Origin of the sequence: Rubrobacter taiwanensis, assembly GCF_004337705.1 — a bacterium.
Classification (GTDB): domain Bacteria; phylum Actinomycetota; class Rubrobacteria; order Rubrobacterales; family Rubrobacteraceae; genus Rubrobacter_C; species Rubrobacter_C taiwanensis.
Genome location: NZ_SKBU01000018.1, coordinates 12,482 through 38,417 on the forward strand (window position 1 = coordinate 12,482; position 25,936 = coordinate 38,417).

Sequence of the window (25,936 nt, forward strand, 5' to 3'; positions counted from 1 at the left end):
CACCTGCGAATAGCTGGGCACCGTCTTTTGAAGTATCCTTTCCGGGACATGGAACCCGGCCGCAGCATAAGGGGAATCGCGGGCGTTCAGGCCCGGCGGGCGACCAGGATCGCCCAGGTCGGGGCGCGCTACGGCTTCGGATACATCTTCGGCCGGCGCCTGCTCCCGCCCTTCCGCCGCCGGCAGGACCCGGGCCGCCTGGGTCTGAGGATGAGGCTGGCTCTGGAGGAGCTGGGACCGATCTTCGCGGAGTTCGGGAGGTTCCTGGGCGCCCGGGGGGATATAGTTCCTCCGGACGTCGCCCGCGAGCTGAAGCGCTCGGAGACCGTGGTGAAGCCCGAGCCTTTCAGCCGCGTCCGCCACCATCTGGAGCGCGAGCTCGGCAACCGGCTGGAGCGACTCTTCGTGGCGTTTGAGGAGGTCCCGATCCGGGCGGGTTCCCTGACCCAGGCACACCGGGCAGTGCTGCCCGGCGGCCGGCCGGCGCTGGTCGTGGCGGCCCGTCCGGGCATCCGCGGCGACCTGCTGGCCATGCGCCCGGTGGCGGAGCTGGTCCGCCGGCAGCAGGGCGACCGGCTCCCGGTCAACCCGGTCGAGCTGGTGCAGGAGTTCATCTCGCACGTCAACCACCGCCGGGATATGCACCTCGCCGGGCGCACCGCGATCCGGCTGGCGGAGCTGGAAGGCGTGTCGCTGCGCGTTCCTGCCTTCTACCGGCGCTACACCACCGCCCGGGCCATAACGCTTGAGGCCCCGGACGCCCGCCCCGAGCCGCTGAACCGGGAGGCGGCCGGGAGACTGGGGCGAATCCTCATACGTCTGGCTCTGTTGGAGGGCATCTTCTTAGCGGACCCCGCGCCGGAGAGGTTCGTGCTCGCCGCGGGGGAGCTGTGGCTCGCCGATCCGACCGAGACCCTCGCCATAGACCCGGAGAGGATGCGCGGCCTCGCGGAAGTCCTGGCCGCGGTGCGGCGGGGAGACGCCGCCGGCATAACGCCCGTGCTGCCGCTCACCGGCTGCCACGTGCCCCGGGACGCCTACCTCTTCAACCGCGAGATGCGCGAGACGCTGGGGTTTTTCGGAGGACCGCTGTGGCGGGAGCATCCGCTGGAGCGTATAGCCTCCCGTGCTCTGGAGTCTGCCCGGCGCGGCGGCGTGCGGCTGCCGCCGGATCTGGCCCTGATGCTCGACTACCTGGTGAAGGTCGAGGAATTCGTCCGGGAGCACGAACCCCGTTTCTCCGGTGTGGAAGCCGCGGCCGGAGCGGCCGAAGAGCTCATCTCGCGCTACCGCGATCCGCAGTACCTGCTGGCGCGCACGGCCCGGCGGCTGGCCCAGTTCGACACCTATACCGACTACCCGCGCCAGATTCACACCGTTCTCAACGAGCTGCGCGACGGGGAGATCCAGGTCCGGTTCCGCCATCAGGGGCTGGAGGAGCTGATCTCGCGGGTAGACATCCTCGCCAACCGACTGGTCTTCGCGCTCCTGATAGCGGCGCTGATCGTCGGGTCGTCACTCATCGGGATCTTCGGCGAGGCAGATATCAGGGTTCTGGGCATCAACATCTTCGGCCTTCTCGGGTTCGTGCTCGCGGCCCTCTTCGGGCTCTTGCTGCTGGCCGGAATCGTACGGTCGAGGCGGCTCTAGGGGCCGGAGGCCGGACGGAAGAGCCCGAAAACGGCGGAGTAGGCGTGCAGGCGGGTGCCGCCGGCGGCGGGACCGATCTCCCCGCCGCTGAAGCAGCCGCCCGCCGGAACATCTCCGACCAGCTCCCGGAGCACGCCGGTCTCGAAGCCCGGCCGTCCGTACAGCCCGCGCCCCCGGGCCACGCAGGAGAACAAGAGAGCTCCGGAGAAGCCGCCGAGACCGCCGAGCGCCTCCCGCAGGTCGGCAGCGGCAGAGGCGGCGTCCCGCAGGTGGAGCCGGAGGCGGGCTCCCTCAGAGACCCGCTCGGAGACGGCTATCGCCCCCGAATTTGGGTCCGCACCGATGAGATCCCGGATCAGGAAATCTCCCCGTCCCGGACGCTCCAGAAACTCGTCTCCCGGAATGCCGGCGTACAGCGCGGTCCGGGCGAGCTCCCGGTCCCTCCCGTCCAGGGACCGCAGCACCTTCCGCAGCGCCTCCAGCGCCTCCGTCCCGTCCAGCTCGTAGATGATGTTGCCCTCCGAGCGCGTCACCCGCATGAGGGGTCCTACCGGGCGGCAGCCCTGGGAGGCTACCGCCTCCACCTCCACATCGCCCGAGAGCGCCACGCCCACCGTGCCGTCGAAGAAGACCCGGTCCCCCAGAAAGAGAGCATTGCCGCCGCGGGCGGAGGAGCCGCTGGCCAGACCGCCGATCTTCGCCGGGCCGGGGTAGGCGTAGTCCAGCCCGGCCAGCAGCTCCGGCCGGAAGGTGAACGGGTCCGCCAGCAGTACGAAGTGCCGCTCGCCGGCCGGCACCCCGAGCGCCTCATGCCAGCTTCCGGGCGGTCCGTCGAGGTCGGGGAGCGTGCTCGGGTTCAGGCGGAAGGGGAGTACTTCCACCCCGGGCAGCCGGGCCGCGACGAGCGAGACGGCGGGACGGTGCTCGATCTCCTCCCCGCCCCCGACCACACCCGCGGCCGAGCAGCCGGCGAGCACCCGCGGCGACAGGTGCTCCGAGAGCTCCTCGCAGACCCGGGGGAAGGCGTCGGCGAAGCGCGGGGAGATGAAGACGAAGAGCAGATCCGGAGAGCCCGGCCCCAGCTCCTCCCTTATCTGCTCGGCGCACTCCCGGATCGCGATCTCGGCCGTGATCCAGCGCGAGACCGCCGACGCCCACCTCATCTCCACCACCGCTTTCTCCACCGCCGGGAGAGCACCGCACGCCGCCGCAGAAAGAGGATGAAGAGCACCCCTCCGAGCAGCGCCGGAAAGGGGAGCCCGGCGGCTGCCGTGACGGCCGCCCAGAAGGCGAGCGAGATGAGGGCGCTGTCCAGCAGCATGGGACGCGGGACCGTGCCCCGCCACCAGCCTCCTAGCGCCAGGAGCAGCGCCGCGGCCAGAGTCCCGGAGAGCGCCCACCCCAGATAGTTCTCCACCGGCACGCCGTAGTACGCGCCACCCTCCGGCCACACCCAGAGCCCCAGCCGGACCGCCCCGGGGTCCAGCACGCCGTCGAGGGCGACGAGTAGCAGCGCCGCCGAGAACACCCAGCCGGCCCTGCGGCCGGGGGTGTCGGAGGCGCGCGGCTCCGCAGCGGCCACGGCCCCGATAACGAGCGGGACGTAGGCGACCGGCAGCGCGTACGGCACCAGACCCGCCAGCTTCGGCCCGAGCCCGGCCCCGTAGGAGAACTCCCCGTAGGGGAAGCCGGTGAGCACGCCCGTGATCTCCACGGCGAACGCGAAGAGCGAGAGCCCGGCCAGCGAGATCACCGCCCGGCGAACGCCGAGGCGCAGAAAGAGAGCCGCAATAGCCGGGGCCGCGATCACGGCGACGGAGATCACCGAAGCGGTGCCAGAACCGGGGGTCTCCGGGAAGCGGACGGCCAGAACGCCCGCCAGGAAGAAGGCCGGGCACAGCACGAGCAGGTGCCGGGGCAGAACTCCGCGCATATCTCTACATGGTAGCCCAACACCGGCGGGCTGGTATATTTGAGGCGTGACCGCCCGGCTCTTCCATATCTCCCGGCCCGTGCTCTGGATTAACGCCCTCGGCACGGGCGTCATCGGGATGTGGCTCTCGGGCCACCTCTGGACGTGGGCGGCGCTGCCCGTCCTGCTCTGGCTGACCCTGCCGTTCAACCTCCTGATCTACGGCGCAAACGACATCTTCGACCGAAAGACCGACGAGAAGAACCCGCGCAAGGGCTCCTTCGAGGGCGCGCGCATCACCGGGGCGGAGATCCCGAAGATATGGACCGGGATCGCCGCCCTGAACTTGCCCTTCCTCGCCTACTTTGCGCTGGCACTGCCGCCCGCATCCCTCCTCTGGGCGCTGCTCTACACTGCGCTCTTCGTGCAGTACTCGGCCCCGCCGCTCCGCTTCAAGTCCCGCCCGTACCTGGACTCACTGAGCAACGCCGCCTATGCCTTACCGCTCATCTTCGTGCCGCTGGCGCTGGGAGATTCGCCGGTGTGGCCGGCGGCGCTCGGGCTTATGGCCTGGAGCGCGGCCAAGCATACCTTCGACGCCGTGCAGGACATCCGGGAGGACCGGGCGGCGGGCATACGCACCACGGCCACGCAGCTCGGGCCGCGCGGCGTGGTGCTCTGGAGCGGGGCGTGGTGGGCGCTCTCCGCCCTCCTCTTCGCGCTGGTGAACCTCCCGGTGGCGCTGGTGAGCGGCGGCTATGCCGCCGCCCTCCTCTACGCTCTACACCGGCGCCCGACCCCGGTGAATGCGCACCGGCTCTACCCCCTCTCCATAGCCTTCCCCTACATCGCCGGGACCGTTGCCGGGGTGCAGCTCGTGGCCGCCCTCTCGCTGGGGCTGTACCCGTGAAGATAGTGGTGGTGGGCGGCGGGATCGGAGGACTCGCCGCAGCGGCCCTCCTCTCCCGCGCCGGACACCGGGTAACCCTGCTGGAGGCCACAGAGCGGCTCGGCGGCAAGAGCCGCCGCATCGAGCTCGACGGACAGATAATCGATACCGGTCCCTCGTTCCTAACGCTGCCGGGCGTCTGGAAGGAGTTCCTGCGGCGCTGGGACGCTCTCGGAGGAGGCAATCCCCCGGCGGCGGAGGTGGCGGCTCTAAAGCTGCGGCGGCTGCCGGGACTCGGGACCTACTACCACCGCGGCGGCGCGGTCCCGCTGCCGGTGCCGGAGGGTCATCCCTGGCACCCAGCGTGGCGGCGCTTCGAGGAGCTGCACGGTCCACTGGGGCCGGAGATCCTGCACCTGCTCACGCTGCACCCGCTGGACCGCCGGACGCTTCCGGCCCTGAAGAGGCTGCTCGGCATCTACGGACCACGCCTGACCACCCGGAGCTATCTGAACGGTCTGGGCTGGCTCCCCGGCGGGCTGCGTGAGATCCTGGCCATACACACCCTGAATGCCGGTGTAAGCCCGGCGCGCACCCCGGCCCTCTTCGCCAGCCTCCCGGCGGTGATGGCACGGGAGGGCATCTGGGTCCCGCACGGCGGCGTGTACGAACTCGTGCGGGCACTGGAGCGCCTCTGCCGCGCGGGCGGGGTCGAGATCTTCACGAACGCCCCGGCAGAGCACCTCTCCGAGGGAGAGGTGCGGGCGGCCGGGGACGTATATCCGGCGGACGCGGTGGTGAGCGCGGTGGACGAAGATCGGCTCGCGCGGCTGCTGGAACCGGGGAAGAAGATTCCCCGCCGCAAAATGTCTTGTTCGGGAGTGGCCATATACGCCGCGCTGCGCGAAGGGCTCCCGGAGAACCTCCCCCCGCACACCGTAATCCTCCCCGAAAATCCGGACGAGCTGTACCGCAACCTCGAGGCCCGCACCGAGCCGCACCAGGCGATGGCGTTCGTCAACTACTACCGGCCCGGCGAGGTGTACCCGCAGAACGAGAAGCCCGTGCTGGCGCTGCTTCTCACCGCCCCGGCGAACGGCCGGGAGTACGGACTGGAGCGCGGTTTCGTGCGGCGCGAGGTCGAGCGCGTGAGCCGCCTCCTGGGACTCTCCGGGCCGCTGGCGGAGCTGTTCAGGGAGTACGCGATCCTCGACCCCCGGTACTTTGGCGCGTGGGGCAGCCCAGGCGGGGCTCTGTACGGCCCGGCGCGGCCGGTGTGGAGGAGCGGCCCTCTGCACCGCCCGCGGTACACCGACCGCCGACGGCCCTGGCTCTGGAGGGCCGGGGCCTCGGTGCATCCGGGCGGGGGCCTTCCGGCGGTGCTGGGCGGGGTCCTGGTCTCTACCGAGCTGCTGCTCGAAAGGGCGGGTTAGCCCCACTCCGTGTGCAGGTTCGGAGGCTCCCGCAGCGTCCGTAACACCACGCAGTACTGCTCGGTCTTCTCCCGCAACGCCGCCAGCTGTTCGGGTGCAGCCTCCGGGGCGTCTATCTCGAACCGGGTCCGGATCTCCTCAAACCCGACCGGTACGTCCCTCGAGACGCCCAGCGTTCCGCGCAGGTCCAGATCCCCCTCCACCGTCACCTCTATCCGTCTGACCGGTACGCTCATGGCCTCGGCAACCATCTGGCAGGTGACCTGAGCGCAGGCGGCCAGCGCTCCGAGCAGGAGGTCTCCCGAGCAGGCGGCGGTCCCGGCTCCGCCCACCCCACTGTGCGCCTGCGCCTCATAGACGGCGCGCCCGATGTCTACCGAGCAGGCCATGGACGTGTCCGCCTGACTGCCCCGCGCCGTCAGGGTTATCCGGGAGGCGCCGGGGTCGCGGCGGTACCTCTCCTTCAGCGGTTTCTGGATCGATCTGAGATCACCCATTCAAACCTCCTCACTCATTTTTCCACCTCGGGGAGCGTGCGGGAGGCGAGGAGCAGCAGGACGAGACCGTAACCCGCCAGCACCGCGAAGTTGACCCACACGTCAGCCAGCGTCCCGCCCGGCTCTATCATCTCCTGGATGACGTTGTTGGCGTAGAGCACCGGGAAGGCGTGCCCGAGCCATCCGGCCCAATCTGGCAGCTCGCCCACATCCACCAAAAAGCCGGAGAGGAAGACGGAGGGGAGTATGATCAGGGGCACAAACGGGAAGACCTGCCCCTCCTTGCGGGCGAAGGTCGAAACGAAGATGCCGAGCATGACGCTCGCTATGGCGAGCAGCCACACGACCGCAAAGAGCGTGGCGAGAACGTCGGCGTCGTAGTCCAGCTCGAAGAGCCACAGCACCTCTCCCAGCGCGACGGCGGCCTGAAGCGTCGCCAGCCCCAGAAACCCGAGCACGTACCCGCCGATGACCTCGGCCCGCCGGAAGCCGTTTATGAACATCCGCTCCATGGTGCCCGCCGTCCGCTCCTGCACGAGCGCTATGGCGCACAACAGGAACGCCAGGAAGTGGACGATGAAGGCCGCCGCCGGGACGGCGTAGCGCCCGGTGTCGAAGCCCTCCGGGAAGGTGTCGAAGAAGAGCTTGAGGAAGTACACGATGACCAGCGGCCCGACTATGGTGAGCACCAGGAACCGCGGGTTGCGCCGGAGCTGCCCCAGCACCCGCCTCCCGACGACGAAGGTCCTTCTCATTACGCCTCCTCCCCGATGATGGAGAGCACGACCTGCTCCAGCGAGTCGGCCTCGACACTCACGGCGGAGACGCTCTCGCGCAGCCCGTAGGCGTGCAGCGCCTCCGCCAGGTCCTCGGCCCGCCCGCCGATGATGCGCTCCTCTTCTCTCTCGTCTTCCCGGACGAGGAGGCGGGTCCTGCCGCGCTGCAGGATCTCGCGCGGCTCGTCGCAGACGACGACGCGCCCCTGCCGGAGGACCGCCACCCTATCGCACAGAATCGCTTCGTCCATGAGGTGCGTGGTGATGAACAGCGTGGCGCCTCCCCGCGCGAGCTCCCGGAAGGCGGCCCAGAAGCGGCTCCTCAGCCGCGGGTCCACCCCGGCCGTCGGCTCGTCCAGGAAGAGCATCTCCGGCCGGTGGACGAGCGCGCACGCGAGCGAGACCCGGTTCTTCATGCCGCCGGAGAGGGTGTGGACGGGATCATTCGCCCTCTCTTCCAGCTCGACGAACCGCAGCGCCTCCCGCGCCCGCTCCCGCAGGCCCCGGACGCCGTGGGCCGCCCCGAAGAACTCGACGTTCTCCAGGGCCGGGAGATCGTCGTAGAGCACGGGGGACTGGGGCATGTACCCGATCCGGCGCCTCAGCTCCGGCCTGTCCTTCAGCGGGTCGAGCCCGAGCACCCGCGCCCGGCCCCCGCTGGGACGCAGCGCTCCCACGAGCGCCTTTATGAGGGTGGTCTTCCCGGCACCGTTCGGCCCGACGAGCCCGAAGACCTCGCCCCTGCCCACCGAGAGGTCCACGCCCCCGAGCGCCTGGACCTTCTTGCCGTACCGCTTCTCGAGCCCCTCTACCTCTATGGCGTCCATCTTCACTTCCCTTCCGGCCTCAGCCCTTCCAGGAGCATCCGTACCGCGTTCTCTACGTGCTCTTCGTCGGTGAGGCCGTCTTCCCTTATCGCGGGGAAGAAGACCTTGCCGCCGACCTGCGGGAGCAGCATCCCGATAAAGGCCCGCGCGCTGGACCTGACATCGTGCGGGCGGAGCCTGCCGAGCTCGACCTGGTGGGCCATGTAGCTCTTGAGGAAGCCGAGGATCCGCTTTATGACGGCGTTGCCGAAGACCTCCGCGATCTCGGGCCGCCGCATGGCCTCTCCCACCAGCAGCCGCGCCATCCTCTGGGCCGCCGGGTTGTCGAAGGTGGAGAGATACCTCTTGGCTATGAGCGGCAGCACCTCCTCCGGCGGGCGGTCGAGCAGCCGCGCCGGATCCCGGACCGCGCGCAACACCGGTATCCTCGCCCCCAGAACCTCCCTGAAGAGCGCCTCCTTGTCCGGGAAGTACCAGTAGATCAGGGCCGGAGACCGCAGCCCCGCAGCCCGCGCAATGCTCTTTATCGTGGCCCCCCGAAACCCCTTCGTCGCAAACTCCTCAAACGCCGCATCCAGAATCCGCTCCCTCCGCCCCACTAACCCTCCGCATACACGCCCGATCGACTATCCAACCAACAGTCTGCCACTGATTGAACGATTAATCAAGTAGAGGTTTTGGGGTTGGGGGACAAAACGGGTAACATTTGGCACCGGGGGAGCTAGAGAGCACGGGAGCGAGAGATGGAGTTTCCCGCCAACCGTCCGGACCTACCGGACATACTGGTTGAGGAGGATCTGGGTTCGGAGGACACGCCGCGCGAGCTGCAATTCTTCAGCCGGGGGATCATGACGCAGAGTCTGATGCGGCTGGGGCTGCCGCCGGAGCGGGCTCTGGAGCTGGTTTTGAGCATCAAGTCGGAGCTACAGGAGCGGGGGATCAAGCGCATCCCCCACTCCAGGCTGCGCCGGATGATCCTGGAGCGTCTGGAAGATCTGGAGCCTGAAGAGGCGCGTTATCCGGACCGGTTCCGTTATCTGGAGGAGCAGGGCGGTGCGCTGGTCGTGCTCATCGGGGGGACCACGGGGAGTGGGAAGACGACCGTGGCGGTGAAGGTGGCGCACCGGCTGGGGATAGAACACGTGGTGGGCACGGACTCTCTGAGGGAGGCGCTGCGTTCGGCCATCTCGCCCGGCATCGCGCCGGCGCTGCACGAGTCCAGCTACACCGCCTGGCAGACGCTCGCCAAGTTCGCCGGGGACGGCCCGGAGGTGCAGCGGATGGGCTTTCTGGAGCATGCCCGGCCCGTGGCGACCGGGATCAACGGTCTGCTGCGGCGGGCGCGGGCCGAAGACGTCCGCATCGTCATAGAGGGCGTGCATGTGGTTCCGAGCCTGCTGGAGGACACCTTCCGGGAGGCTCCGAACGTGATGATGGCGGTCGTCAACGTTCCGGACGAAGAGGAGCACCGGGAGCGCTTTCAGTCCCGCTCGTATGAGAAGTCGCTCAGGAAGTCGGCGGCGGAGTATCTGAAGCACTTCCCGGCCATCCGCGAGATCCACGACTTCATAGCCGAGGACGCCCAGAAGCACGGTTTTCCGGTCATAGACTCCCGGGATCCGGAACGGGCGGCTGCGTTGATCATCGAGCGGCTGTGGCGGCGCATTCTGGCCGCGGATCTCTGAGCTAGCCCTCCTCGCTCCTCAGCTCCGAGAAGGCGAGGCTCCGCGCCAGGTTCAGAGCGGCGCGGAGGCTGGACGGGCTGGCTTTACCGGTCCCGGCGATATCGAAGGCGGTGCCGTGATCCACGCTGGTGCGAAAGAACGGCAGTCCGACCGTTACATTCACGCCGGCATCGAATCCGGAGAGCTTGACGGGGATGTGTCCCTGGTCGTGGTACTGAGCAACCACGATATCGAACTCGCCCCGCGCTGCGCGCATGAAGACCGTGTCGGGCGGCCAGGGACCGCTGGCCTCTATCCCCTCTTGGCGCGCCCGGTCCACGGCCGGAGCGATGTGCTCGGCGTCCTCGCTTCCGAAGAGGCCGCTCTCGCCCGCGTGCGGATTGAGGCCGGCTACGGCGACCCGGGGCCGGTTGAAGCCCAGCCGCAAGAGCGCCTCGTGCGCGAGCCGGATCACGGCCAGCTCCCGTTCTTCCCGCACCCGCTCGATAGCCTCGCGCAGCGAGACGTGGGTGCTGGCATGGATCACCCGCAGGTTATCCGCCACCAGCATCATGGCGTAGTCGCGTGTCGAGGTGAGTTCGGCCAGGATCTCGGTATGACCCGGGTATCTGTGTCCGGCCAGGTGCAGAGCCTCCTTGTTCAGCGGAGCGGTCGCGATGGCCCGCACCCGGCCCTCCAGCGCCAGCTCCGTCGCGAGCCGCAGGTACTCAAAGGCCGCAGCCCCGGCGCGCGCGTCCAGCTCGCCGAACGGCAGGTCGCGCGGCAGGCGGGTAGGGGAGATCACATCCACGCTCCCCGGCTCGAAGGCGGCTTCTTCCGGACCGGAGACGGCGTTGATGCGCAGGTCCGTGCCCACGACCTCCGCGGCCCGCTCCAGAATGCGGGCATCTCCGACGACCACGGCCCGGTTCTCCCGGTGCACGGCGGGGTCGGCGAAGACCCTGGCTATGATCTCCGGCCCGATGCCGGCCGGATCCCCCATGGTTACGGCCACGAGCGGGTGAGACAAGGCTACTCCTTCCTCGCTCCGGTGAGAATCCGCAGGGCCCGGCGCAGCGTGTCCGGCCCTCCGAAGGCCCCGGCCTTCGTAACGACCGGCCGGGCCCGCGGCCCGATAACCGTCCCGGCCGGTACTCCGGCCTCGATCTCGTCCGCTAGAAGTATACCCCGGCCCCCGAGCCGCCGAACGACCTGCACCGCCGTGTCCCCGCCGGTCAGCACCAGCCCTTCGAAAACCTCCTCGTCCGAGAGACCGGATACGACCTCGGCGAGGGCTCCGGAGATGACCGCCGGGTCTCCACTGTCATCGGTCGAGTAGAGAGCGGCGCTCTTCCCGGCCGCCAGCGCTCCCCGCGCCCGTCGACGAGCGGCCTCCACCGCAGCAGCTTGCCCGCTCCCGGAGGCCCGCCGTGAGTCCAGTGGCACCGGCTCCACGTCCGGCGCCTCCAGCAGGCGTCGAAGCTGTTCCCGCGACACGTCGCTGAGGCTGCCGACGACCACCAGGGCGTTGCGAACCCGCGGAACCCCTGTGTACCCGGCGCCCGGCCCCGGGTACACCGCGCCGAGCGCCAGCGCCAGCCCCGCGGACCCGGCCCACAACACCTCCTCCGGCTCGGGGACGACCCGCACCAGCGCCTCCAGATGCTCCTGTGCCTCCGCGTCGGCCACCACCCAGACTGCCTGTGAGAGGGCGCGCCGCACGGCGGCCGGGTCCGCGAGCTCCGGGGTCTTTAGGAGGGAGATCCGCTCCAGACCGCCCGCGGCGAGCAGCGCCGGGATGCGGCTCTCGCGCACGGGCGTGCGTGGGTCGCGGGCGAGGTCGGTCTCGTGCACCGGCACGCCACGCAGAAGCTGCACCCCGCCGCGGGTGGTGCGCCCGCCAGCGGGGAAGGCCGGAGCGACGATCGCCCGCTCCCGCCCGCCGGCCGCAAGAGCCGCCGCCAACTCGGCCGCCACCGGGCCGCGCAGGGTCGAGTCCAGCTTCTTGTACGCGATCCCGGCCTCCCGCAGCACCGCTCCGGCTTCAAGGACCCGCTCGCGGGCCGCCTCCGGAGGCAGAGCGCGCGAGTCGGTGTCCACCACCGCTGCGTCCAGATCACCGGGCGGGCTCTCTCCCCTGAAGACGACGGCGGTGCGGTAGCCGGCCCGGGCGAGCTGCACACCTGAATCGGCGGCGCCGGTCAGGTCGTCGGCGACCATCCCGAACCTCAAGGCCGACCGCTCCCTCCCGGGATTAGCTCCTCGAACTCCTTGCGGGGATCTACACCCCGGCTCATCTGCCAACGATAGATCAAGATGACAAAGACAGGCGTCAGGATCGCCGTCGTGACCGTGGAAGCCGCAACCTGCGCCGTTGCAACCTCGGCTACGGCCTCGTAGGCCGGGTCCGCCAGCGCAACGGCGGCCGGAGTCGCCACGGCGTTGCCCGCGGTGGAGGCCTCGGCCGCCCCGGAGACAACGTTCCGCTGCCGGCGCGGCCGGCGGCGGATCAGGTACCATCCGTAGAGGAAGGCTATGGCGCCAAAGCCGGAGATCACGACCGTCATCACCCCCAGCAGAATACCCGGCGGCCCGGCCGTCAGGATGGTCCCGAAGTCTATGCTCGCTCCCAGCGGGAAGGCGAAGAAGGGTATCAGCAGCCGCTGGCCGGGCTTCAGGAAGTTACGGATGTCCTCATCCAGATTCCCCAGCACGAAACCTGCCAGTATCGGCACCAGCACGGCCACCAGGGCCAGCAGCGGTATGTCCGCCAGCCCTGCCACACCGAGCGCCACCAGCGTAAAGAACGGACCGTCGTTTATAGAGATCACCGAGACCGCACCGGTATCGGTTTCGTTGCCGAACTCCTCGGTGAGGGCTACGAAGAGTCCGCCGTTGGAGTTGGTCATCGCAGCGATTATGGCGACGGGGACCAGCCCGAGCAGAGTTCCGTCCGGCATGAGTGCGGCGACCGCCAACCCCACGGCGACCCCCGCCGCCAGCTTGCCGAGCAGGATCGCAGCTCCCTTCTCCAGCGGCACCCCGGCAGCACGCGCCGGGATCTGAGCCCCCATACAGAACAGGAAAGCCCCGATGAGCGCCAGGGCCCCCTCCTTAAAGAGCGCGGTGGTGAAGCCCCCGATCTCCAGGGCCTCGGGGAAGAACGTATTGAGCGAAGCCCCCAGAAGCAGCGGGACGATCATCAGCCCACCGGGGATACGCTCTACCGTAGCGAGTATCCTCACCCGTCCCTCCTAACCGAAGATCGCATTCGCGATTAGCAGTGCGACTAGCGAGACCGCCCACACGATGGTGGTCGGAACGGACCAGGTGAGGATCTGCTCCTTCACGTCCCTGATACCAAGCGAACGATTAATTACCCAGAACATACTGTCATTAAAGTACGAGAAGACTATGGAGCCGAGGCAGGCCGCCTGCGCCGCCAGAATCAGGTTCACATCCAGCCCGGAGACGATGGGGGCCGAGATGGAGGCCCCGGTTATCATGGCGACCGTGCCGCTGCCCTGAATTATCCGCACCAGACTGGAGATTACGAACGGCAGCAGGATCGCCGGCAGCGCCGTAGCCGCGACGAGCTGCCCCAGCTCGTCTCCGGCGCCGCTCTCCCGCAACACGTTCCCCAGAGCGCCGCCGGCTCCCGTCACAACGAGTATGATCCCTGCCGAGCGTATCCCCTCCTCCATCCGATCCAGAGCGTTGGAGCGCTGCACGTGCCCGAACAGCCCGTAGATAGCTATCAAAAGACCTATCCCCACGGCTATTACCGGATTACCGAAGAACTGGGCGTACTCGAAGACTCCCCCCTCCAACTCCAGCGCAGCAACGGTCGTGTTGGCGAAGATCAGGAATATGGGGACCAAGATGGGAGCGAGCGATCGGCCCAGCGGCGGCAGATCCTTGGCCTCCTCCTGCTCGACGAACTCCTGGAAGGTCCGTGGCCTCTCGGGACGCACCCAGCCCTCGCCGGTCTCATCCGGGAGTTGGTAGATACGGCGGCCGAGCCACCGGGCGTAGAGCACGCCCGTTATGGCTATGGGAATCCCGAATGCCAGCCCCGCGAGCAGCATCGTCCCGACGTCCACGCCGTAGATCCCGGCCACCCCCAGCGGTCCGGGGGTCGGCGGAACGGCGTGGTGGGTGGCCGTAAGCCCGATCCCGAGTGCCACCCCGAGCGCGATCACGGACTTGCCGGTCCTGGTAGAGAACGCCTTGGCCAGCGGCGTCAGGATCACGAATGCCGAGTCCACGAAGACCGGTATGGAGACGACATAACCGGTGAGCGCCAGCGCCCACTCCTCCTTCCTGCGCCCCAGCCATCTCAGGAAGCTGTAGGCCAGCCGCTCCGAAGCGCCCGAAACCTCCAGAATGCGCCCCAGCATGACGGCCAGCCCGATAACGAGTCCTATCACCGCTAGCGTGTTGCCGAACCCCTCGGTTATGGCGGTGGCAACCTCCACCGGCGCGAGCCCTCCGATGAGCCCGGTGAGCGACGCCGCGATCAGGAGTGCCGGGAAGGCATGCACCTTCGTGCGCACCACCAGAAAGACGAGCGCGAATACACCTATGAGAAGACCTAAGGCGGCTTGTACTCCCGGATCCAAAACCCCTCCTCGATCTACGCTGCCTTACGAATCACCAAACGGCGTTAGATACCCTTCCGTGTCGAACTCCAACTCCTCCGACTCCCCGACACGCCGGGCACCTCCGGTAGCCAGAGCCTCGTCTAACAGATTCTCCGAGACGTATACGTCTCGGAGGTGCAAGGTGTTCGGGATGCGCACGAAGCGGGTCTCCTCCGGCGGCACGCCCCAGTTGCATCGGATGGCGGCCTCTATCGCGGCGCGGTCGCTCTCCAGCACCGGCGGTATCTTGCCCCGCTCGACGAAGGTGCTGGTCAGGACGTTCTCGTTGGTGACACCAAAATCTATACCCTCGAAGAGGCGGCGGGTGGTGAAGTCCGCGAGTCCCACGCCCAGCGCGTTGCCCCCGGTCTGCTGGCTGAGCCGGCTCACGATGAGATACTTCACCCGCGGGCTCTCAGGTTCCTCCACGCCGGGTATCTTGAACCGCCCGATGATGTTGGTGTCCATGCCGGTGCCGGAGTAGTTCTTGCCCAGCTCGTCCACGAAGAGTACGTCCACATCTTCCACGGGCAACTTCGGCATCATGGCCGCAGCTCTCCGTAGCAGCTCCGCCTCGCGCCGTGGTATCTCCTCCGGAGGGATGGCCTCCAGTACCGAGATCTCGTCGTAGCCGTTCTCCACGATGCCCACCCCGAAGAGCACCCGTCCCGACTCCAGCACCCTGCACCCCGCCTCGACCATGAAATCCCTGATGCCCCGTACTCCATGGGAGTGCAGAACCAGCGCCTGCTCGTGCTTGCCGAGCCCGATGGAAGCCATCTTCAGAAGTCCGCTCTCGATCTCCGCCCGGAAGTCGGTGTGGGGCTTGATCCTCCCGACCAGAACGACGCCGTCGGCCCCGGCGGCGAGGCGGTCCATGTATACCGGAATACCGTGCCCGGTCTCCCCGATCCTCACGACCTCCATCGAGGACCGGATAGGGGCACCGCAGAACTTCTCCGTGATCCCGAGGCTCCTCAACACCTTCACCTGCCCCGCAGCGGTGGCCCCGCCATGGCTCCCCATCGCCGGGACGATGAACGGTTCGGCCCCCCTCTCCCCGAGAAAGCGCACCAGAGCCCGCAGGATGATCGCCACCCCCGCAATTCCCCGGCTCCCAGCGGTGACGGCGACGCGCATGCCGGGCCGTATGCGCCTGGCTATCTCCTCCCGCGCACACTCCCGCCGCAGCGCAGCCTCTACGTCCCCCACGCGCTCGCCGGAGAAACGCTGCCTGACCCTCACGACCCTGGGAAACTTCATGGCGCCCTCCTACACCAAATGGATCCTCGCAGAAGTAGCCTCCCGGAGAGCCTCCAGAGCCTCCTCCGGCACGGCCCGGTCGGTTATGAGATCGTCCACGACCTCCACCCCGGCTACCTCGAAGAAGGCCGGATCCCCGAACTTGCTGTGGTCGGCGAGCAGCACAACCCTCCGGGCAGCCCGGATCATGGCCCGCTTGATCTCGGCCACGCCGATCCCGGCCTCGCTGAGCGACCCGTCCACCACAGCGTGGATGCCAAGCAGGAGTACGTCCACATGCAGCCGGCCCAGGAACTCCCGCGCCACAGGACCCACCAGCGTGAAAGACCCCTCCCGAACCTCGCCGCCGGTGACTATCACGCGAGACCCGCCACCGGAAGCCAGCGCCGCAGCGATGCCGACGTCGTTGGTCACCGCCGTGACCTCCGGCCCTCCCTCCGCCACCGCCTCGGCCGCACAGAGCACGGTTGAAGAGGAATCGAAGATCACGCTCTGCCCCGCCTCCAGCAGCGAGACGGCATGCCGGCCTATGCGCCGCTTCTCATCGGGATTCTGGCGACTGCGGTCCGCGAAGAGCGGCTCGAAGGCCGTGCGCCCGGAAACCACAGCCCCCCCGCGCGTCCGGCGTACCCGCCCACCAGCACTCAGCTCGTCCAGATCCCGCCGCACAGTAGACTCGGAAACCCCGATCTCACCAGCCAGCTCCGAGATCGAGGCCGCCCCCCGCCGCAGCAGAATCGCCAGCAACTCCGCCCGCCGCTGCGCCGGTATCTTGTGCAAAGACCCCCTCCCCAAATCCACCAACCTCCTGACTCCGGCAATATATCATTTTCTGTCATTATCGATCAAGTTATTCCAGAATTAGCCATCCTTTGGCAAGGAGGGGTTGCGGGGATAATCCCCGGGTCCTCCCGGGGGGTTTTTGCGCCGGGCTATCTCGGGCGTTCGGGGGTTGGGGGAGTAGCGGCTGTGACCAGGTTACGGATCTCGCGCAGGGCTACAGAAAGGGTGGAGAGGTCGAAGACGCCGCCGGAGTTTATATCGGCGAGCACCTGCAGGGTACGGTCCACGGCCCGGCGGTTCTCCTCGGCCCAGGCCTCGATACGCTCCGGGGCGGGGCGGTTTTCGGGGGCGGTGAGGAGCACTTCGGCGGTGAGTTCGGCCTGCAGGTTGTATAGGTCGTCGCGCAGGGCGGCGCGTGCGAGCGTCTGCCAGCGGGTATCGCGGGGCAGCGCCTCGATATGTTCGCGCAGCCAGTGCAGGCGGAGCCGGTCGCCCAGGTGGAAGTACACGGCGGCGGAGGTCGCCACCGGGTGGCCGGTGGCGGCCGCCACGTCCACGATATCCAGTGCGGAGAACATGGCGCTAAGGGTTGCGAGCCGGTTGGCGAGATCGGCCGGGACGCCGTCTTCGGCGAGCTGCCGGGCCCGCCTTTCCAGTACCTTCCGGTCGCCATCGAGCATGAACTGCGGGATATGTTCGGCGAGTTCGGCCGCGCCGGGAGCGAAGTACGCGATCGTCTTCCGGATCTCCAGCGGGGGGCGCCGGTTGCGCAGGAGCCAGCGCGTGGCGCGTTCGACCAGCTTGCGCGCCTCGAGCAGCATGCGGGTCTGCGTTGTGGCCGGGATGCGGCCGTCCAGGGCTTCGATCTCGGCCCAGAGCTCGCGCATGCTGAAGATCTGGCGCGCTGCGGTGTAGGCGCGGGCTATGTCCGGGAGGGCCGCGCCGGTCTCCTCGCTCATCCGGTAGGCGAAGGTGGTGCCGGCCCGGTTCACCATGCCGTTGGTGACGTGGGTAGCCGTGATCTCGCGCCGCAGCCGGTGCTCTTTCATCCGCTCCCGGAAGCGTTCCTGTAGCGGGTGCGGGAAGTAGCGGATGAACTCGTCGAAGAAGTAGGGGTCGTCCGGCAGGTCGCTCTTCAGCAGCCCGTCGTAGGTCGAGATCTTAGTGTATGAGAGCAGGACGGCAAACTCCGGGGCCGCAAGCCCCCCGCCCTCCGACTTGCGTTCGGCGATCTCCTCCTCCTGCGGCAGGAATTCCAGCTCGCGGTTCAGCACCCCGGAGCTCTCCAGGGCCCGGATGTAGCGGGCGTGCACCTCTGCCATCGAGTTCGCCTGAGCCACGGAGTTGCTGATCGCCTGCGTCTGCAGGTAGTTGTCGCGCAGCACGAGGGAGGCGACCTCCTCCGTCATCTCCTCCAGCAGCTCGTTGCGCTGCTTTTCGGTCATGTCCCCGCTCTCGACCACTGAGTCCAGCAGGATCTTGATGTTCACCTCGTGATCGGAGCAGTCCACTCCGGCGGAGTTGTCTATGGCGTCCATGTAGATGCGGCCGCCGCCGAGCGCGTACTCTATGCGGCCCCGCTGCGTGAAGCCCAGATTGCCGCCCTCGCCCACGACGCGGCACCGGAGGTCGGCCGCATCGACCCTGACCGCGTCGTTGGCCTTATCTCCCACCTCGGCGTGCGTCTCGCCGGAGGCTTTCACGTAGGTACCGATGCCCCCGTTGAAGAGCAGGTCCACCGGAGCCTTCAAGAGCGCGCTTATGAGCTCGTTCGGCGTCATCCGCTCGGCGTCCACGTCCAGAAGCTCCCTCACCTGCGGCGAGAGGGGGATGGACTTGGCCGTCCGCGGCCACACGCCGCCGCCCTCGGAGATCACGCGCGGGTCGTAGTCCGCCCAGGTGGACCGGGGCAGCTCGAAGAGGCGTCTGCGTTCTTCGTAGCTCCGCTCCGGGTCGGGGTCGGGGTCCAGGAAGATGTGCCGGTGGTCGAAGGCTCCGACCAGCCGGATATGCCGGCTCTGAAGCATCCCGTTGCCGAACACATCCCCGGACATGTCTCCGATCCCGACGACGGTGAAGTCTTCCTCCTGGACGTTCATCCCCAGCTCGCGGAAGTGCCGCTTGACCGACTCCCACGCGCCGCGCGCGGTGATACCCATCGCCTTGTGGTCGTAGCCTGCCGATCCCCCGGAGGCGAAGGCATCGCCGAGCCAGAATCCGTACTCTTCGGAGATGCCGTTGGCTATGTCCGAGAAGGTCGCGGTCCCCTTGTCCGCGGCGACCACCAGATAGGGGTCGTCGCCGTCGTAGCGTACCACCCGCTCGGGCGGCCGGACCTCGCCGTCCACGAGGTTGTCCGTCACGTCGAGCATCCCGCGCACCAGGGTCTTGTAACACTCAACGACCTCCCTCTGGAGCGCCTCGCGCCCGCCGTCCGCGGGCGGCCGCTTGACAACGAAGCCGCCCTTGGCGCCGACGGGCACGATCACGGCGTTCTTGACCATCTGGGCCTTCATGAGGCCCAGGATCTCGGTCCGGAAGTCCTCCCGCCGGTCGGACCACCGGATGCCGCCGCGCGCGACCCTGCCGCCCCGCAGGTGCACGCCCTCGGTGCGCGGCGAGTAGACGAAGATCTCGAACATCGGCCGCGGGAGCGGGAGCTCGGGTATCCGCGAGGGGTCCAGTTTGAGCGAGAGATAGGTCTTGGGCTCCCCGGCGCGGTCTTCCCGGAAGTAGTTGGTGCGCAGGGTAGCCTGAATGAGGTTCAAAAAGCTCCTGAGTATGCGGTCCTCGTCCAGGCTCGCGACGTGCTCCAGAGCGGACTCTATCTCGCCCCGGAGCCGTTCGGACTCCTCCGCGGCCCGCTCCCGCCGCTCCGGATCGAAGCGGGCCTCGAAGAGCTCTATCAGGAGCCGGGCGATGCGCGGATTGGCAGAAAGGGTGTCCTCCATGTAGTTCTGGCTGAAGGTGGTCTCCGTCTGGCGCAGGTACTTGCAGTAGGCGCGCAGGACCGTTATCTCGCGCCAGGTGAGCCGGGCGCCGAGCACGAGCCGGTTGAAGCCGTCGCTCTCCGCGGCCCCATGCCAGGTGCGGGCGAAGGCATCCTGGAAGATCTCCCGCACGCCGTCGGCCCGGAACTCGCCGTCCCCGCGGTGGATCAGACCGAAGTCGTGGATCCAGACCGGCTCCCCGCCGGCGGGTTCTATCCTGTACGGGCGCTGGTCCAGCACCTTCACGCCCATGTCCTCCAGCAGCGGCATGACTTCGGAGAGCGAGATCTGGTCCCCCCGCCGGTAGAGCCGGAAGCGCAGGAAGTCTTCGGGCTCCTCCAGCCGGTGGTAGAGCCTCATGCCCAGGTCCTCCCCGGACCCCAGACTCTCCATCTGCTCGATGTCCGCCGCGGCGGTGCGGGTCAGATACTCGTCGCGGTAGCCGGGCGGGAAGGCGTTGCGGTAGCGGTTGAAGAGCTCGGTGCCCCGCTCCTCGCCGAAACGCTCCACGAGCGCGCCGTAGAGGGTGTCCGGCCACTCGCGGGTGGCCTCCACTATCCTGGCTTCTATCTCGTCTATGTCGTAATCCCGGGGTGCGCCCGAGTCGGTGTAGACGATAAAGTGCAGCCGTGCCAGCACCGACTCCGAAAGGTGCACCGAGAACTCCACGCTCCGCCCGTTAAACTCCCGCTGCAGGATCTCCTGGATCCGCTGGCGGGTCTGGGTGTTGTGGCGTTCGCGCGGCAGATAGACCAGGCAGGAGAGGAAGCGGCCGTAGGTGTCGCGCCGCACGAAGAGCCGCACCCGCTGGCGCTCCTGCAGATGGACTATGCCCAGCGCGATGTCGTAGAGCTCCTCCTCGGAGATTTGCAGGAGCTGGTCGCGCGGGAAGGTCTCGAAGACCTCCAGCAGCGCCTTCTCGTAGTGGCTGTTCGGCGGGAAGCCCGTCCGCCGCATGACGTTCTCGATCTTGCGCCGGATGAGCGGTATGTCCCGCGGGTTCATGCTGTAGGCCGCCGAGGTGTAGAGCCCCAGGAAGCGCCGCTCGCCGCAGACCTCGCCGTTCTCGTCGAACCGTTTGACACCCACGTAGTCCAGGTACGAGGGCCGGTGCACCGGGGAGCGGGAGTTGGCCTTAGTCAGATTGAGCAGGTGCCTGGAGCGGGCCAGCCGCCGCACCTCCGGCGGCAGCTTGGCGAAGCTCCGGGATCTCGGCTCCCGGCCCTCCTGCCGCAGGATGCCCAGCCCCGTGCCCGGCACGGTGCGCAGCACATCCTCGCCGTCCTCGACGGCGAGCTCGTACTCCCGGTAGCCCAGGAAGGTGAAGTGGTGGTCGTCCAGCCACCTCAGGAAGGCGCCGACCTCGGAGACCTCCTCCCGGTCTACCGGCGGCGGGTTCTTCTCGAACTCCTCAACGATCTCGCGGATCTTCCGGCGCATCCTGGGCCAGTCCTCGACCGCCGCCCGTACCTCGCCAAGGACGCGCTCCAAGTTCCATCGCAGCTCCTCCAGCGCCTCCGGCTCGGTGCGCCGGTTGACCTCGATGTGTATCAGGGACTCCTGAAGAGCATCCTCAGCGTCCGGCGGCAGCAGCTCCAGCAGCCTCCCCCGGCCGTCACGCCGCACCCGGACGATGGGGTGGTTCATGAAGTGGATCTCATACCCCAGACGCGTGATCTCCATGCTTGTGGAGTCCACCAGAAACGGCATGTCGTCGTTTACGATCTCGATCGCCGTGTGAGTGGACTGCCAGCCGTACTCCTCGTGCCGCGGGTTGTACACCCGCACCTTCGCCTCGCCGGGTCTCCGCTGGCGCATGAAGTTCCAATGCGCTACCGCCGCCCCGTATATGTCCACCGGCGAGCGCTCTACCAGATCCTCCTCCGCGGTCCAGCCGTAGTACTGGCGCACGAATTCCTCAACCCGCGGGGCCTGATCTTCCGGCAGCAGCTCCCGGACGCGGGCCGCTACCTTGTCTAGAATCTCTTTCTTGGTCGGCACTCTGCAAAACCTCCTTTGCGGCCCGTAGCTTATCCTCCGCGCGCCGCCGCGTCATCCGGCGGCGAGCCTGGCCTCCGGAGCGCCCCGTTTCTCGTCTAGCATCCCCTCCTCCGTCTGGGCCACGAGGCGGGTCCCGGTCAGGTCGCCGGTCACGTTGCACATGGTGCGCGCCATGTCCAGGATGGCGTCTATCCCGGCCACCAGCGCGACCGCCGCGAAGGGCAGCCCGGCCTGAGTGATGGCGAGCGAGAGCATGATGAGCCCGGCCCCCGGCACGCCCGCCGTCCCGATGGAGGCCAGCACACCCACCAGCACCACGCCGAGGAGCTGCCCGAAGCCGAGCTCCACACCCGAGACGCCGGCCACGAAGACGACCGCGGCTCCGACGTAGAGCGCCGTGCCGTCCATGTTCACCGTCGCGCCGAACGGCAGGGAGAAGCCGTGAACGCCCTTCCTGACCCCCATGCTCTCCGCCGCGCGGATGCTCACCGGCAGCGTCCCGCTGCTGGAGCGGGTGACGAAGGCGGTAAGCATCGGTTCCCTGGCCGCGAGGAAGAAGCGCCGCAGGCTCACGCCGAAGAGCAGCAGGAGCAGGGCGTAGAAGCCGATCTGAAGCGCCACGCCACCGTACACCACGCCGGTAAGCCGGGCGAGGGGGAGCAGCGCCTCGGCGCCCACCTCTCCGAGCGTCACCGCGATGAGGGCGAAGACGCCCACAGGAGCGTACTCCAACACGCCGCGCACGATGAGGAACATGACCTCCGCCCCGGCGTCGAACAGGCGGCGGGCCAGGCCGGCGAGCTCGCGCAGACGTTCGTCTGCGCTGCTCTGCATCGCGCCCAGCGCCAGCCCCACGAGAACGGCGAAGAAGATCACGGCCAGCACGTTCCCCTCCACCATCGCCGCAAACGGGTTCTCCGGCACGATGTTCAGCAGCGTCTCGCCTATCGGGGGTGCCTCGGCGGGCTCTTCTCCGGCCGCTCCCGGCATGCTCAGCCCGCCGCCGGGCCGCACGAAGAGCGCCAGTGCTATCCCGAGCGTGATCGCAACGACGGAGGTGAGCATGTAGTAGAGAAAGACCTTGCCCCCGATCCGCCCGAGCCGCGCCGGGCCGATGGAGGAAACCCCCACCACCAGCGTGAAGAGCACCAGCGGCACGATGAGCATCTGCAAAAGCCGCAGGAAGAGATCTCCGAGCGGCTGCAGCACCTCCGCCCGCGGCCCCAGGATGAGCCCGGCCGCCGCGCCGAGCACCAGTGCGATGAAGAGCTTCCAGATCAGGGGGAAGTCGAGGTACCGCCGCAAGAGAGATCGTCTCTCCCCGGATTCCATCCCCTTCACCTCCTCTCCTGCAGAGCCTCGAAACTATTGTCTCATATCCCCGTCCTCTCGTACCGCTCTATCCGCTCCCGCACGCGGTCCGGGACCGGGATGGCCCGTCCCTCCTCTACGCAGTAGGAAACGTAGATTATCTCGGCCTCCAGGTAGGGGCTGCCCGGCCGCTTGTCTTCGTGCGGGTAGATCTCGAATCTCGCCGTGAAGCTCTTGTTGCCCAGGCGGGGAACGGCGACGTGCACATCCAGCAGTTCGTCCAGCCGGGCGGGGCGTTTGAACTCCAGCGTAGCCCTGACGAGCGCGAACTCGAATGCATCATCCCCCACGACCAGGATACCCAGGTTTCTGAAGTACTCCGTGATGGCCACGTCGCAGTAGGTCATATAGTGGCTGTTGAAGACGATCCCCTGGCCGTCGATCTCCGAGTACCGCACCCGCAGAGTGTGGTAGAAGCGCGCCGGTTCGGCCAAAGCTCCCTCCTCTCCCGAAGACACACATCGCCCCCAGTATAGGCGAGGGGCACACCTCACCCGCCCGGTGCGGACTTGCGCCGGACGGTGAGCAGCACCAGGCCGGCCAGCAGCAGCCCGCTCCCCAGCAGCGCCGGGCCGGTGAGCCGCTCGCCGAGCACGAGCACGCCCAGAAACCCCGCCGTGAGCGGCTCCGCGAGCGAGAGGGTCGCGGCGGTCGCCACCGGGATATACCCGAGCCCCCGGCCGAAGAGCAGGTACGCCACGGCCGTCGCGACGAGCCCCAGGTGCAGGGCGACGGCCGTTCCACGGGGCTCCACCACCCAGCTCAGGTCCCCGGCCAGCAGGAACGGCGAGAGCAAGACTCCCCCGAGGCTGAAGGTAACGGCCACCACGGTGACGGAGGGGATCACGTCCAGCAGCCGCTTGCTCGCCGTGGCGTACGCCGCATAGGAGAGCCCCGCTCCGAGCGCCAGCAGAACTCCGGCGGCATCCACGGTTATCCCGCCTCCGGCCCCCACCAGAAGCCCGCAGCCGAGCACGGCCAAGACGGTCGCCGCGGCCCAGCGGGCCCCGGGACGCTCGCCCCGGAAGAGAAAGCCGAGCAGACCCCCGAAGACCGGTGCGCTCCCGATGGCGACGATGGTACCCGCGGCCACGCCGGTGAGGGCGACGCCGTTGAAGAAGCAGATCTGGTAAGCCGCTATGGCGCCGGCGGCCACGGCGGTCGCCGGACGCGTCCAGCGGTGTCCTCCTGTGCGCAGGCTGCCGCTAAAGAAAGCGAAGGCCAGCAGAGCGGCCCCGCCGAGCGCGATCCTCACCGCCCCGACCGTCTCCGGCTCCGCACCGGCCGGGGCGAATGCCTGTGCCGTTCCGGTTGTGCCCCAGAGCACCGCAGCCGCCAGCACCAGCCAGCGGCCCGCAGCCTCGCTGGACACGCGCATACCCGCTCCCGGCATCACCCGGGTATTCTAACGAGGATCAGGGCCGGCGTTTGCCGTTGCGGGAGATCTCGGCGACGAGGTCCAGAAGCTCGTCCGGGCCGTAGGGCTTGCGCAAGATCCGGGCGGAGCCGTGAGAGCGGTCCTTCAGAGACTTCGCCTCCGGGTCCTTCTTGGCGGCCGTGAGGACGACCGGGATCCTGTTCGTCTTAGGCATCGCCTTGAGACAGTGACAGGTCTCGACGCCGTTCAGCTGCGGGATGGAGACGTCCACGATGATCAGGTCTACCCTGTGGGAGATGGCCTCCTGTATAGCCCGTCGGCCGTCCGGGACCCGGATCACCCGGTGCCCGGCTCCGGTCAGCGTAGCGGCGGCGTTCTCCAGAGCCTCTGGATCGTCGTCCGCGACCATGATGGTCATCCGCTCCATACTTAGCGCGTATTTATACACCCTGGCGAGGTGAATTGCACAACCCTGGCACTTCATTTATACGCCGGGGCAGAGCGCGCTACACCCTCCAGAAACAGGAAAGACACGGAAATTAAGATAAACTTAACCTCGGCAGATAAGAGCTAAACTCAAAAGAGGGCAAAGGCGTGGCACGCAAAACGGCGGACGAGAAGTACCACCGGCGCGGATTCAAGCTGCGCCGGGAGATTCAGGCGCTACTCGACCGGGACTACCGCTCGGAGATCGTGGACCACATCAGGGAGCGCGGCAACGTCCTGCAGGCGGACGGCCTGACGCTGCGCATCGCCGATGAGTTCGGGTTCTGCTACGGCGTGGACCGGGCGGTGGACTATGCCTTCCAGACCCGGGCCAGGTTCCCGGACCGCAGGATCTTCATCACCGGGGACATGATCCACAACCAGTCCATGAACGACCGGCTGCGCGAGATGGGCATCGAGTTCCTCTCGCAGGGCTTCGACGGCCGTCCGGATGAGGCGTTCGAGCGGCTGACCCCGGAAGACGTGGTCCTGCTCCCCGCCTTCGGTGCGCCGGTGCAGTGGGTTAGGAAGCTGCGTGAGCGGGACTGTATCATCGTAGACACCACCTGCGGCTCGGTGCTCGCCGTCTGGAAGCGTGTGGCGCGCTACGCCCAGAAGGGCTTCACCAGCATCATCCACGGCAAGTACTACCACGAGGAGACCAGAGCCACCGCCTCCCAGACCACCAGGGACGGCGGCAACGGCAAGTACCTCATCGTGCGAGACCTCCGGGAGACCGGCTACGTCACGGAGTTCATCCGGGGCCGGATGAGCGCGGATGAGCTACGCGAGAAGCTCGGCCACGGCATGAGTCCCGGCTTCGATCCGGAGGAGGATCTGCAGCGGGTCGGCGTCGCCAACCAGACCACGATGCTCATGACCGAGACCATGCGGGTCGGCGAGGAGATCCGGCAGGCGATGGCCGACCGCTACGGCGAGGAGAACCTGGCCGAGCACTTCGAGCTCTTCGACACCATCTGTTCGGCAACCCAGGACCGTCAGGACGCCCTCTTCCGGCTGCTAAAACACCCGCTGGACGTGGTGGTGATCGTGGGCGGGTACAACTCCTCCAACACCAACAACCTGGCGATTATCGCTGCAGAGCGCGTGCCGCGCAGCTACCACATCGCCGCGGGGACCAACATCGAGGGAGACGTCATCCGGCACAAGCCTCCGGGCACGCCGCTCGACCCGCGCCAGGAGGTCGAGGAGCGTGGCTGGCTGCCGGAGGGAGAGGTGAAGATCGGGCTCACCGCCGGAGCGTCCACCCCCAACTCCCAGATCGGGCTCGCCATAGAGCGCATCCTAAAGGCCCGGGGGCTTGCGCCGGCGGATGTCTTCGCCGCAAATAGCTAGCCCCCGCCCCTGATAGA

22 protein-coding genes are annotated in these 25,936 nt (G+C 68.0%); 5 read left to right on the top strand and 17 right to left on the bottom strand.

The window, feature by feature from the left end:
* Window positions 1–48 precede the first annotated feature (48 nt).
* A complete protein-coding gene (locus tag E0L93_RS10590) occupies window positions 49–1,650 on the top strand; it encodes an AarF/UbiB family protein (RefSeq protein ID WP_132691709.1) in 1,602 nt (533 codons plus the stop codon).
* On the opposite strand, the gene E0L93_RS10595 is transcribed toward E0L93_RS10590, so the two are convergent.
* On the bottom strand, window positions 1,647–2,813 hold the full coding sequence (locus E0L93_RS10595; RefSeq protein WP_132691832.1) for an FIST signal transduction protein: 1,167 nt from the start codon (window positions 2,811–2,813) through the stop codon (window positions 1,647–1,649). The genes E0L93_RS10590 and E0L93_RS10595 overlap by 4 nt on opposite strands.
* Window positions 2,810–3,583: a carotenoid biosynthesis protein gene (locus tag E0L93_RS10600; RefSeq protein ID WP_165874299.1), complete on the bottom strand. Its 774-nt coding sequence runs from the start codon at window positions 3,581–3,583 to the stop codon at window positions 2,810–2,812. The genes E0L93_RS10595 and E0L93_RS10600 overlap by 4 nt, the downstream gene beginning before the upstream one ends.
* A 46-nt stretch (window positions 3,584–3,629) precedes the next feature.
* Here E0L93_RS10600 and E0L93_RS10605 point away from each other — a divergent pair, with 46 nt between their 5' ends.
* Together E0L93_RS10605 and E0L93_RS10610 are read left to right on the top strand one after the other, a co-directional pair.
* Window positions 3,630–4,472 (top strand): UbiA family prenyltransferase, encoded by an 843-nt coding sequence (locus tag E0L93_RS10605; RefSeq protein WP_132691713.1) that lies wholly within the window; start codon window positions 3,630–3,632, stop codon window positions 4,470–4,472.
* On the top strand, window positions 4,469–5,884 hold the full coding sequence (locus E0L93_RS10610; RefSeq protein ID WP_132691715.1) for a phytoene desaturase family protein: 1,416 nt from the start codon (window positions 4,469–4,471) through the stop codon (window positions 5,882–5,884). The genes E0L93_RS10605 and E0L93_RS10610 overlap by 4 nt, the downstream gene beginning before the upstream one ends.
* Here the strand turns inward: E0L93_RS10610 and E0L93_RS10615 are convergent.
* From E0L93_RS10615 to E0L93_RS10630, 4 genes are read right to left on the bottom strand one after another with little or no spacing between them, the layout of a single operon-like run.
* Window positions 5,881–6,381: an OsmC family protein gene (locus E0L93_RS10615; RefSeq protein WP_132691717.1), complete on the bottom strand. Its 501-nt coding sequence runs from the start codon at window positions 6,379–6,381 to the stop codon at window positions 5,881–5,883. The genes E0L93_RS10610 and E0L93_RS10615 overlap by 4 nt on opposite strands.
* 14 nt (window positions 6,382–6,395) lie before the next feature.
* Window positions 6,396–7,136, bottom strand: coding sequence for an ABC transporter permease (locus E0L93_RS10620; protein ID WP_132691719.1), 741 nt, complete (start codon window positions 7,134–7,136; stop codon window positions 6,396–6,398).
* Window positions 7,136–7,984, bottom strand: a complete 849-nt coding sequence (locus E0L93_RS10625; protein ID WP_132691720.1) for an ABC transporter ATP-binding protein — start codon at window positions 7,982–7,984, stop codon at window positions 7,136–7,138. Before E0L93_RS10625 ends, E0L93_RS10620 begins: the two co-directional genes overlap by 1 nt.
* A 2-nt stretch (window positions 7,985–7,986) precedes the next feature.
* Window positions 7,987–8,583: a TetR/AcrR family transcriptional regulator gene (locus E0L93_RS10630; protein WP_165874300.1), complete on the bottom strand. Its 597-nt coding sequence runs from the start codon at window positions 8,581–8,583 to the stop codon at window positions 7,987–7,989.
* Window positions 8,584–8,727: 144 nt separating this feature from the next.
* Here E0L93_RS10630 and E0L93_RS10635 point away from each other — a divergent pair, with 144 nt between their 5' ends.
* Window positions 8,728–9,669 carry an AAA family ATPase gene (locus E0L93_RS10635; protein WP_132691722.1) on the top strand — a complete coding sequence of 314 codons (942 nt, stop codon included), beginning with the start codon at window positions 8,728–8,730 and terminating at the stop codon, window positions 9,667–9,669.
* Window position 9,670: 1 nt separating this feature from the next.
* Here the strand turns inward: E0L93_RS10635 and pdxA are convergent, their stop codons facing one another.
* The 11 genes from pdxA to E0L93_RS10690 all read right to left on the bottom strand — a co-directional run bounded on the left by pdxA (window position 9,671) and on the right by E0L93_RS10690 (window position 24,495).
* Complete coding sequence (gene pdxA / locus E0L93_RS10640) at window positions 9,671–10,678, bottom strand: 4-hydroxythreonine-4-phosphate dehydrogenase PdxA (RefSeq protein WP_207890439.1); 1,008 nt, start codon at window positions 10,676–10,678, stop codon at window positions 9,671–9,673.
* A 2-nt stretch (window positions 10,679–10,680) separates the two neighbouring features.
* On the bottom strand, window positions 10,681–11,880 hold the full coding sequence (locus E0L93_RS10645; protein WP_132691723.1) for a four-carbon acid sugar kinase family protein: 1,200 nt from the start codon (window positions 11,878–11,880) through the stop codon (window positions 10,681–10,683).
* Window positions 11,877–12,893, bottom strand: coding sequence for a 2-keto-3-deoxygluconate permease (locus E0L93_RS10650; RefSeq protein ID WP_132691724.1), 1,017 nt, complete (start codon window positions 12,891–12,893; stop codon window positions 11,877–11,879). Before E0L93_RS10650 ends, E0L93_RS10645 begins: the two co-directional genes overlap by 4 nt.
* Window positions 12,894–12,902: 9 nt before the next feature.
* A complete protein-coding gene (locus E0L93_RS10655) occupies window positions 12,903–14,270 on the bottom strand; it encodes a GntP family permease (protein ID WP_132691726.1) in 1,368 nt (455 codons plus the stop codon).
* 24 nt (window positions 14,271–14,294) lie between these two features.
* A complete protein-coding gene (locus tag E0L93_RS10660) occupies window positions 14,295–15,554 on the bottom strand; it encodes a nickel pincer cofactor-dependent isomerase, group 22 (RefSeq protein WP_132691727.1) in 1,260 nt (419 codons plus the stop codon).
* A gap of 9 nt (window positions 15,555–15,563) precedes the next feature.
* On the bottom strand, window positions 15,564–16,334 hold the full coding sequence (locus E0L93_RS10665) for a DeoR/GlpR family DNA-binding transcription regulator (RefSeq protein WP_132691729.1): 771 nt from the start codon (window positions 16,332–16,334) through the stop codon (window positions 15,564–15,566).
* A 152-nt stretch (window positions 16,335–16,486) separates the two neighbouring features.
* Window positions 16,487–21,328 (bottom strand): NAD-glutamate dehydrogenase, encoded by a 4,842-nt coding sequence (locus E0L93_RS10670; protein WP_132691731.1) that lies wholly within the window; start codon window positions 21,326–21,328, stop codon window positions 16,487–16,489.
* A 51-nt stretch (window positions 21,329–21,379) separates the two neighbouring features.
* The gene (locus E0L93_RS10675) at window positions 21,380–22,660 is read right to left on the bottom strand and encodes a dicarboxylate/amino acid:cation symporter (protein ID WP_132691836.1); all 1,281 of its coding nucleotides are present in this window, start codon (window positions 22,658–22,660) and stop codon (window positions 21,380–21,382) included.
* A 41-nt stretch (window positions 22,661–22,701) separates the two neighbouring features.
* Window positions 22,702–23,133, bottom strand: coding sequence for an acyl-CoA thioesterase (locus tag E0L93_RS10680; protein WP_132691733.1), 432 nt, complete (start codon window positions 23,131–23,133; stop codon window positions 22,702–22,704).
* 56 nt (window positions 23,134–23,189) lie between these two features.
* Window positions 23,190–24,077, bottom strand: a complete 888-nt coding sequence (locus tag E0L93_RS10685; RefSeq protein WP_243638202.1) for a DMT family transporter — start codon at window positions 24,075–24,077, stop codon at window positions 23,190–23,192.
* A gap of 37 nt (window positions 24,078–24,114) precedes the next feature.
* A complete protein-coding gene (locus E0L93_RS10690; RefSeq protein WP_165874301.1) occupies window positions 24,115–24,495 on the bottom strand; it encodes a response regulator in 381 nt (126 codons plus the stop codon).
* A 176-nt stretch (window positions 24,496–24,671) separates the two neighbouring features.
* Between E0L93_RS10690 and E0L93_RS10695 the strand changes: the two genes are divergently transcribed.
* Window positions 24,672–25,919, top strand: a complete 1,248-nt coding sequence (locus tag E0L93_RS10695; RefSeq protein ID WP_132691739.1) for a 4-hydroxy-3-methylbut-2-enyl diphosphate reductase — start codon at window positions 24,672–24,674, stop codon at window positions 25,917–25,919.
* The last annotated feature ends 17 nt before the right edge of the window (window positions 25,920–25,936 follow it).

Bases quoted from the DNA above. Each gene is read 5' to 3' on its own strand.
- E0L93_RS10590 (WP_132691709.1), top strand. From the start codon at position 49: ATGGAACCCGGCCGCAGCATAAGGGGAATCGCGGGCGTTCAGGCCCGG.
- E0L93_RS10595 (WP_132691832.1), bottom strand. From the start codon at position 2,813: ATGAGGTGGGCGTCGGCGGTCTCGCGCTGGATCACGGCCGAGATCGCG.
- E0L93_RS10600 (WP_165874299.1), bottom strand. From the start codon at position 3,583: ATGCGCGGAGTTCTGCCCCGGCACCTGCTCGTGCTGTGCCCGGCCTTC.
- E0L93_RS10615 (WP_132691717.1), bottom strand. From the start codon at position 6,381: ATGGGTGATCTCAGATCGATCCAGAAACCGCTGAAGGAGAGGTACCGC.
- E0L93_RS10620 (WP_132691719.1), bottom strand. From the start codon at position 7,136: ATGAGAAGGACCTTCGTCGTCGGGAGGCGGGTGCTGGGGCAGCTCCGG.
- E0L93_RS10625 (WP_132691720.1), bottom strand. From the start codon at position 7,984: ATGGACGCCATAGAGGTAGAGGGGCTCGAGAAGCGGTACGGCAAGAAG.
- E0L93_RS10635 (WP_132691722.1), top strand. From the start codon at position 8,728: ATGGAGTTTCCCGCCAACCGTCCGGACCTACCGGACATACTGGTTGAG.
- E0L93_RS10660 (WP_132691727.1), bottom strand. From the start codon at position 15,554: ATGAAGTTTCCCAGGGTCGTGAGGGTCAGGCAGCGTTTCTCCGGCGAG.
- E0L93_RS10675 (WP_132691836.1), bottom strand. From the start codon at position 22,660: ATGGAATCCGGGGAGAGACGATCTCTCTTGCGGCGGTACCTCGACTTC.
- E0L93_RS10685 (WP_243638202.1), bottom strand. From the start codon at position 24,077: ATGCGCGTGTCCAGCGAGGCTGCGGGCCGCTGGCTGGTGCTGGCGGCT.
- E0L93_RS10690 (WP_165874301.1), bottom strand. From the start codon at position 24,495: ATGACCATCATGGTCGCGGACGACGATCCAGAGGCTCTGGAGAACGCC.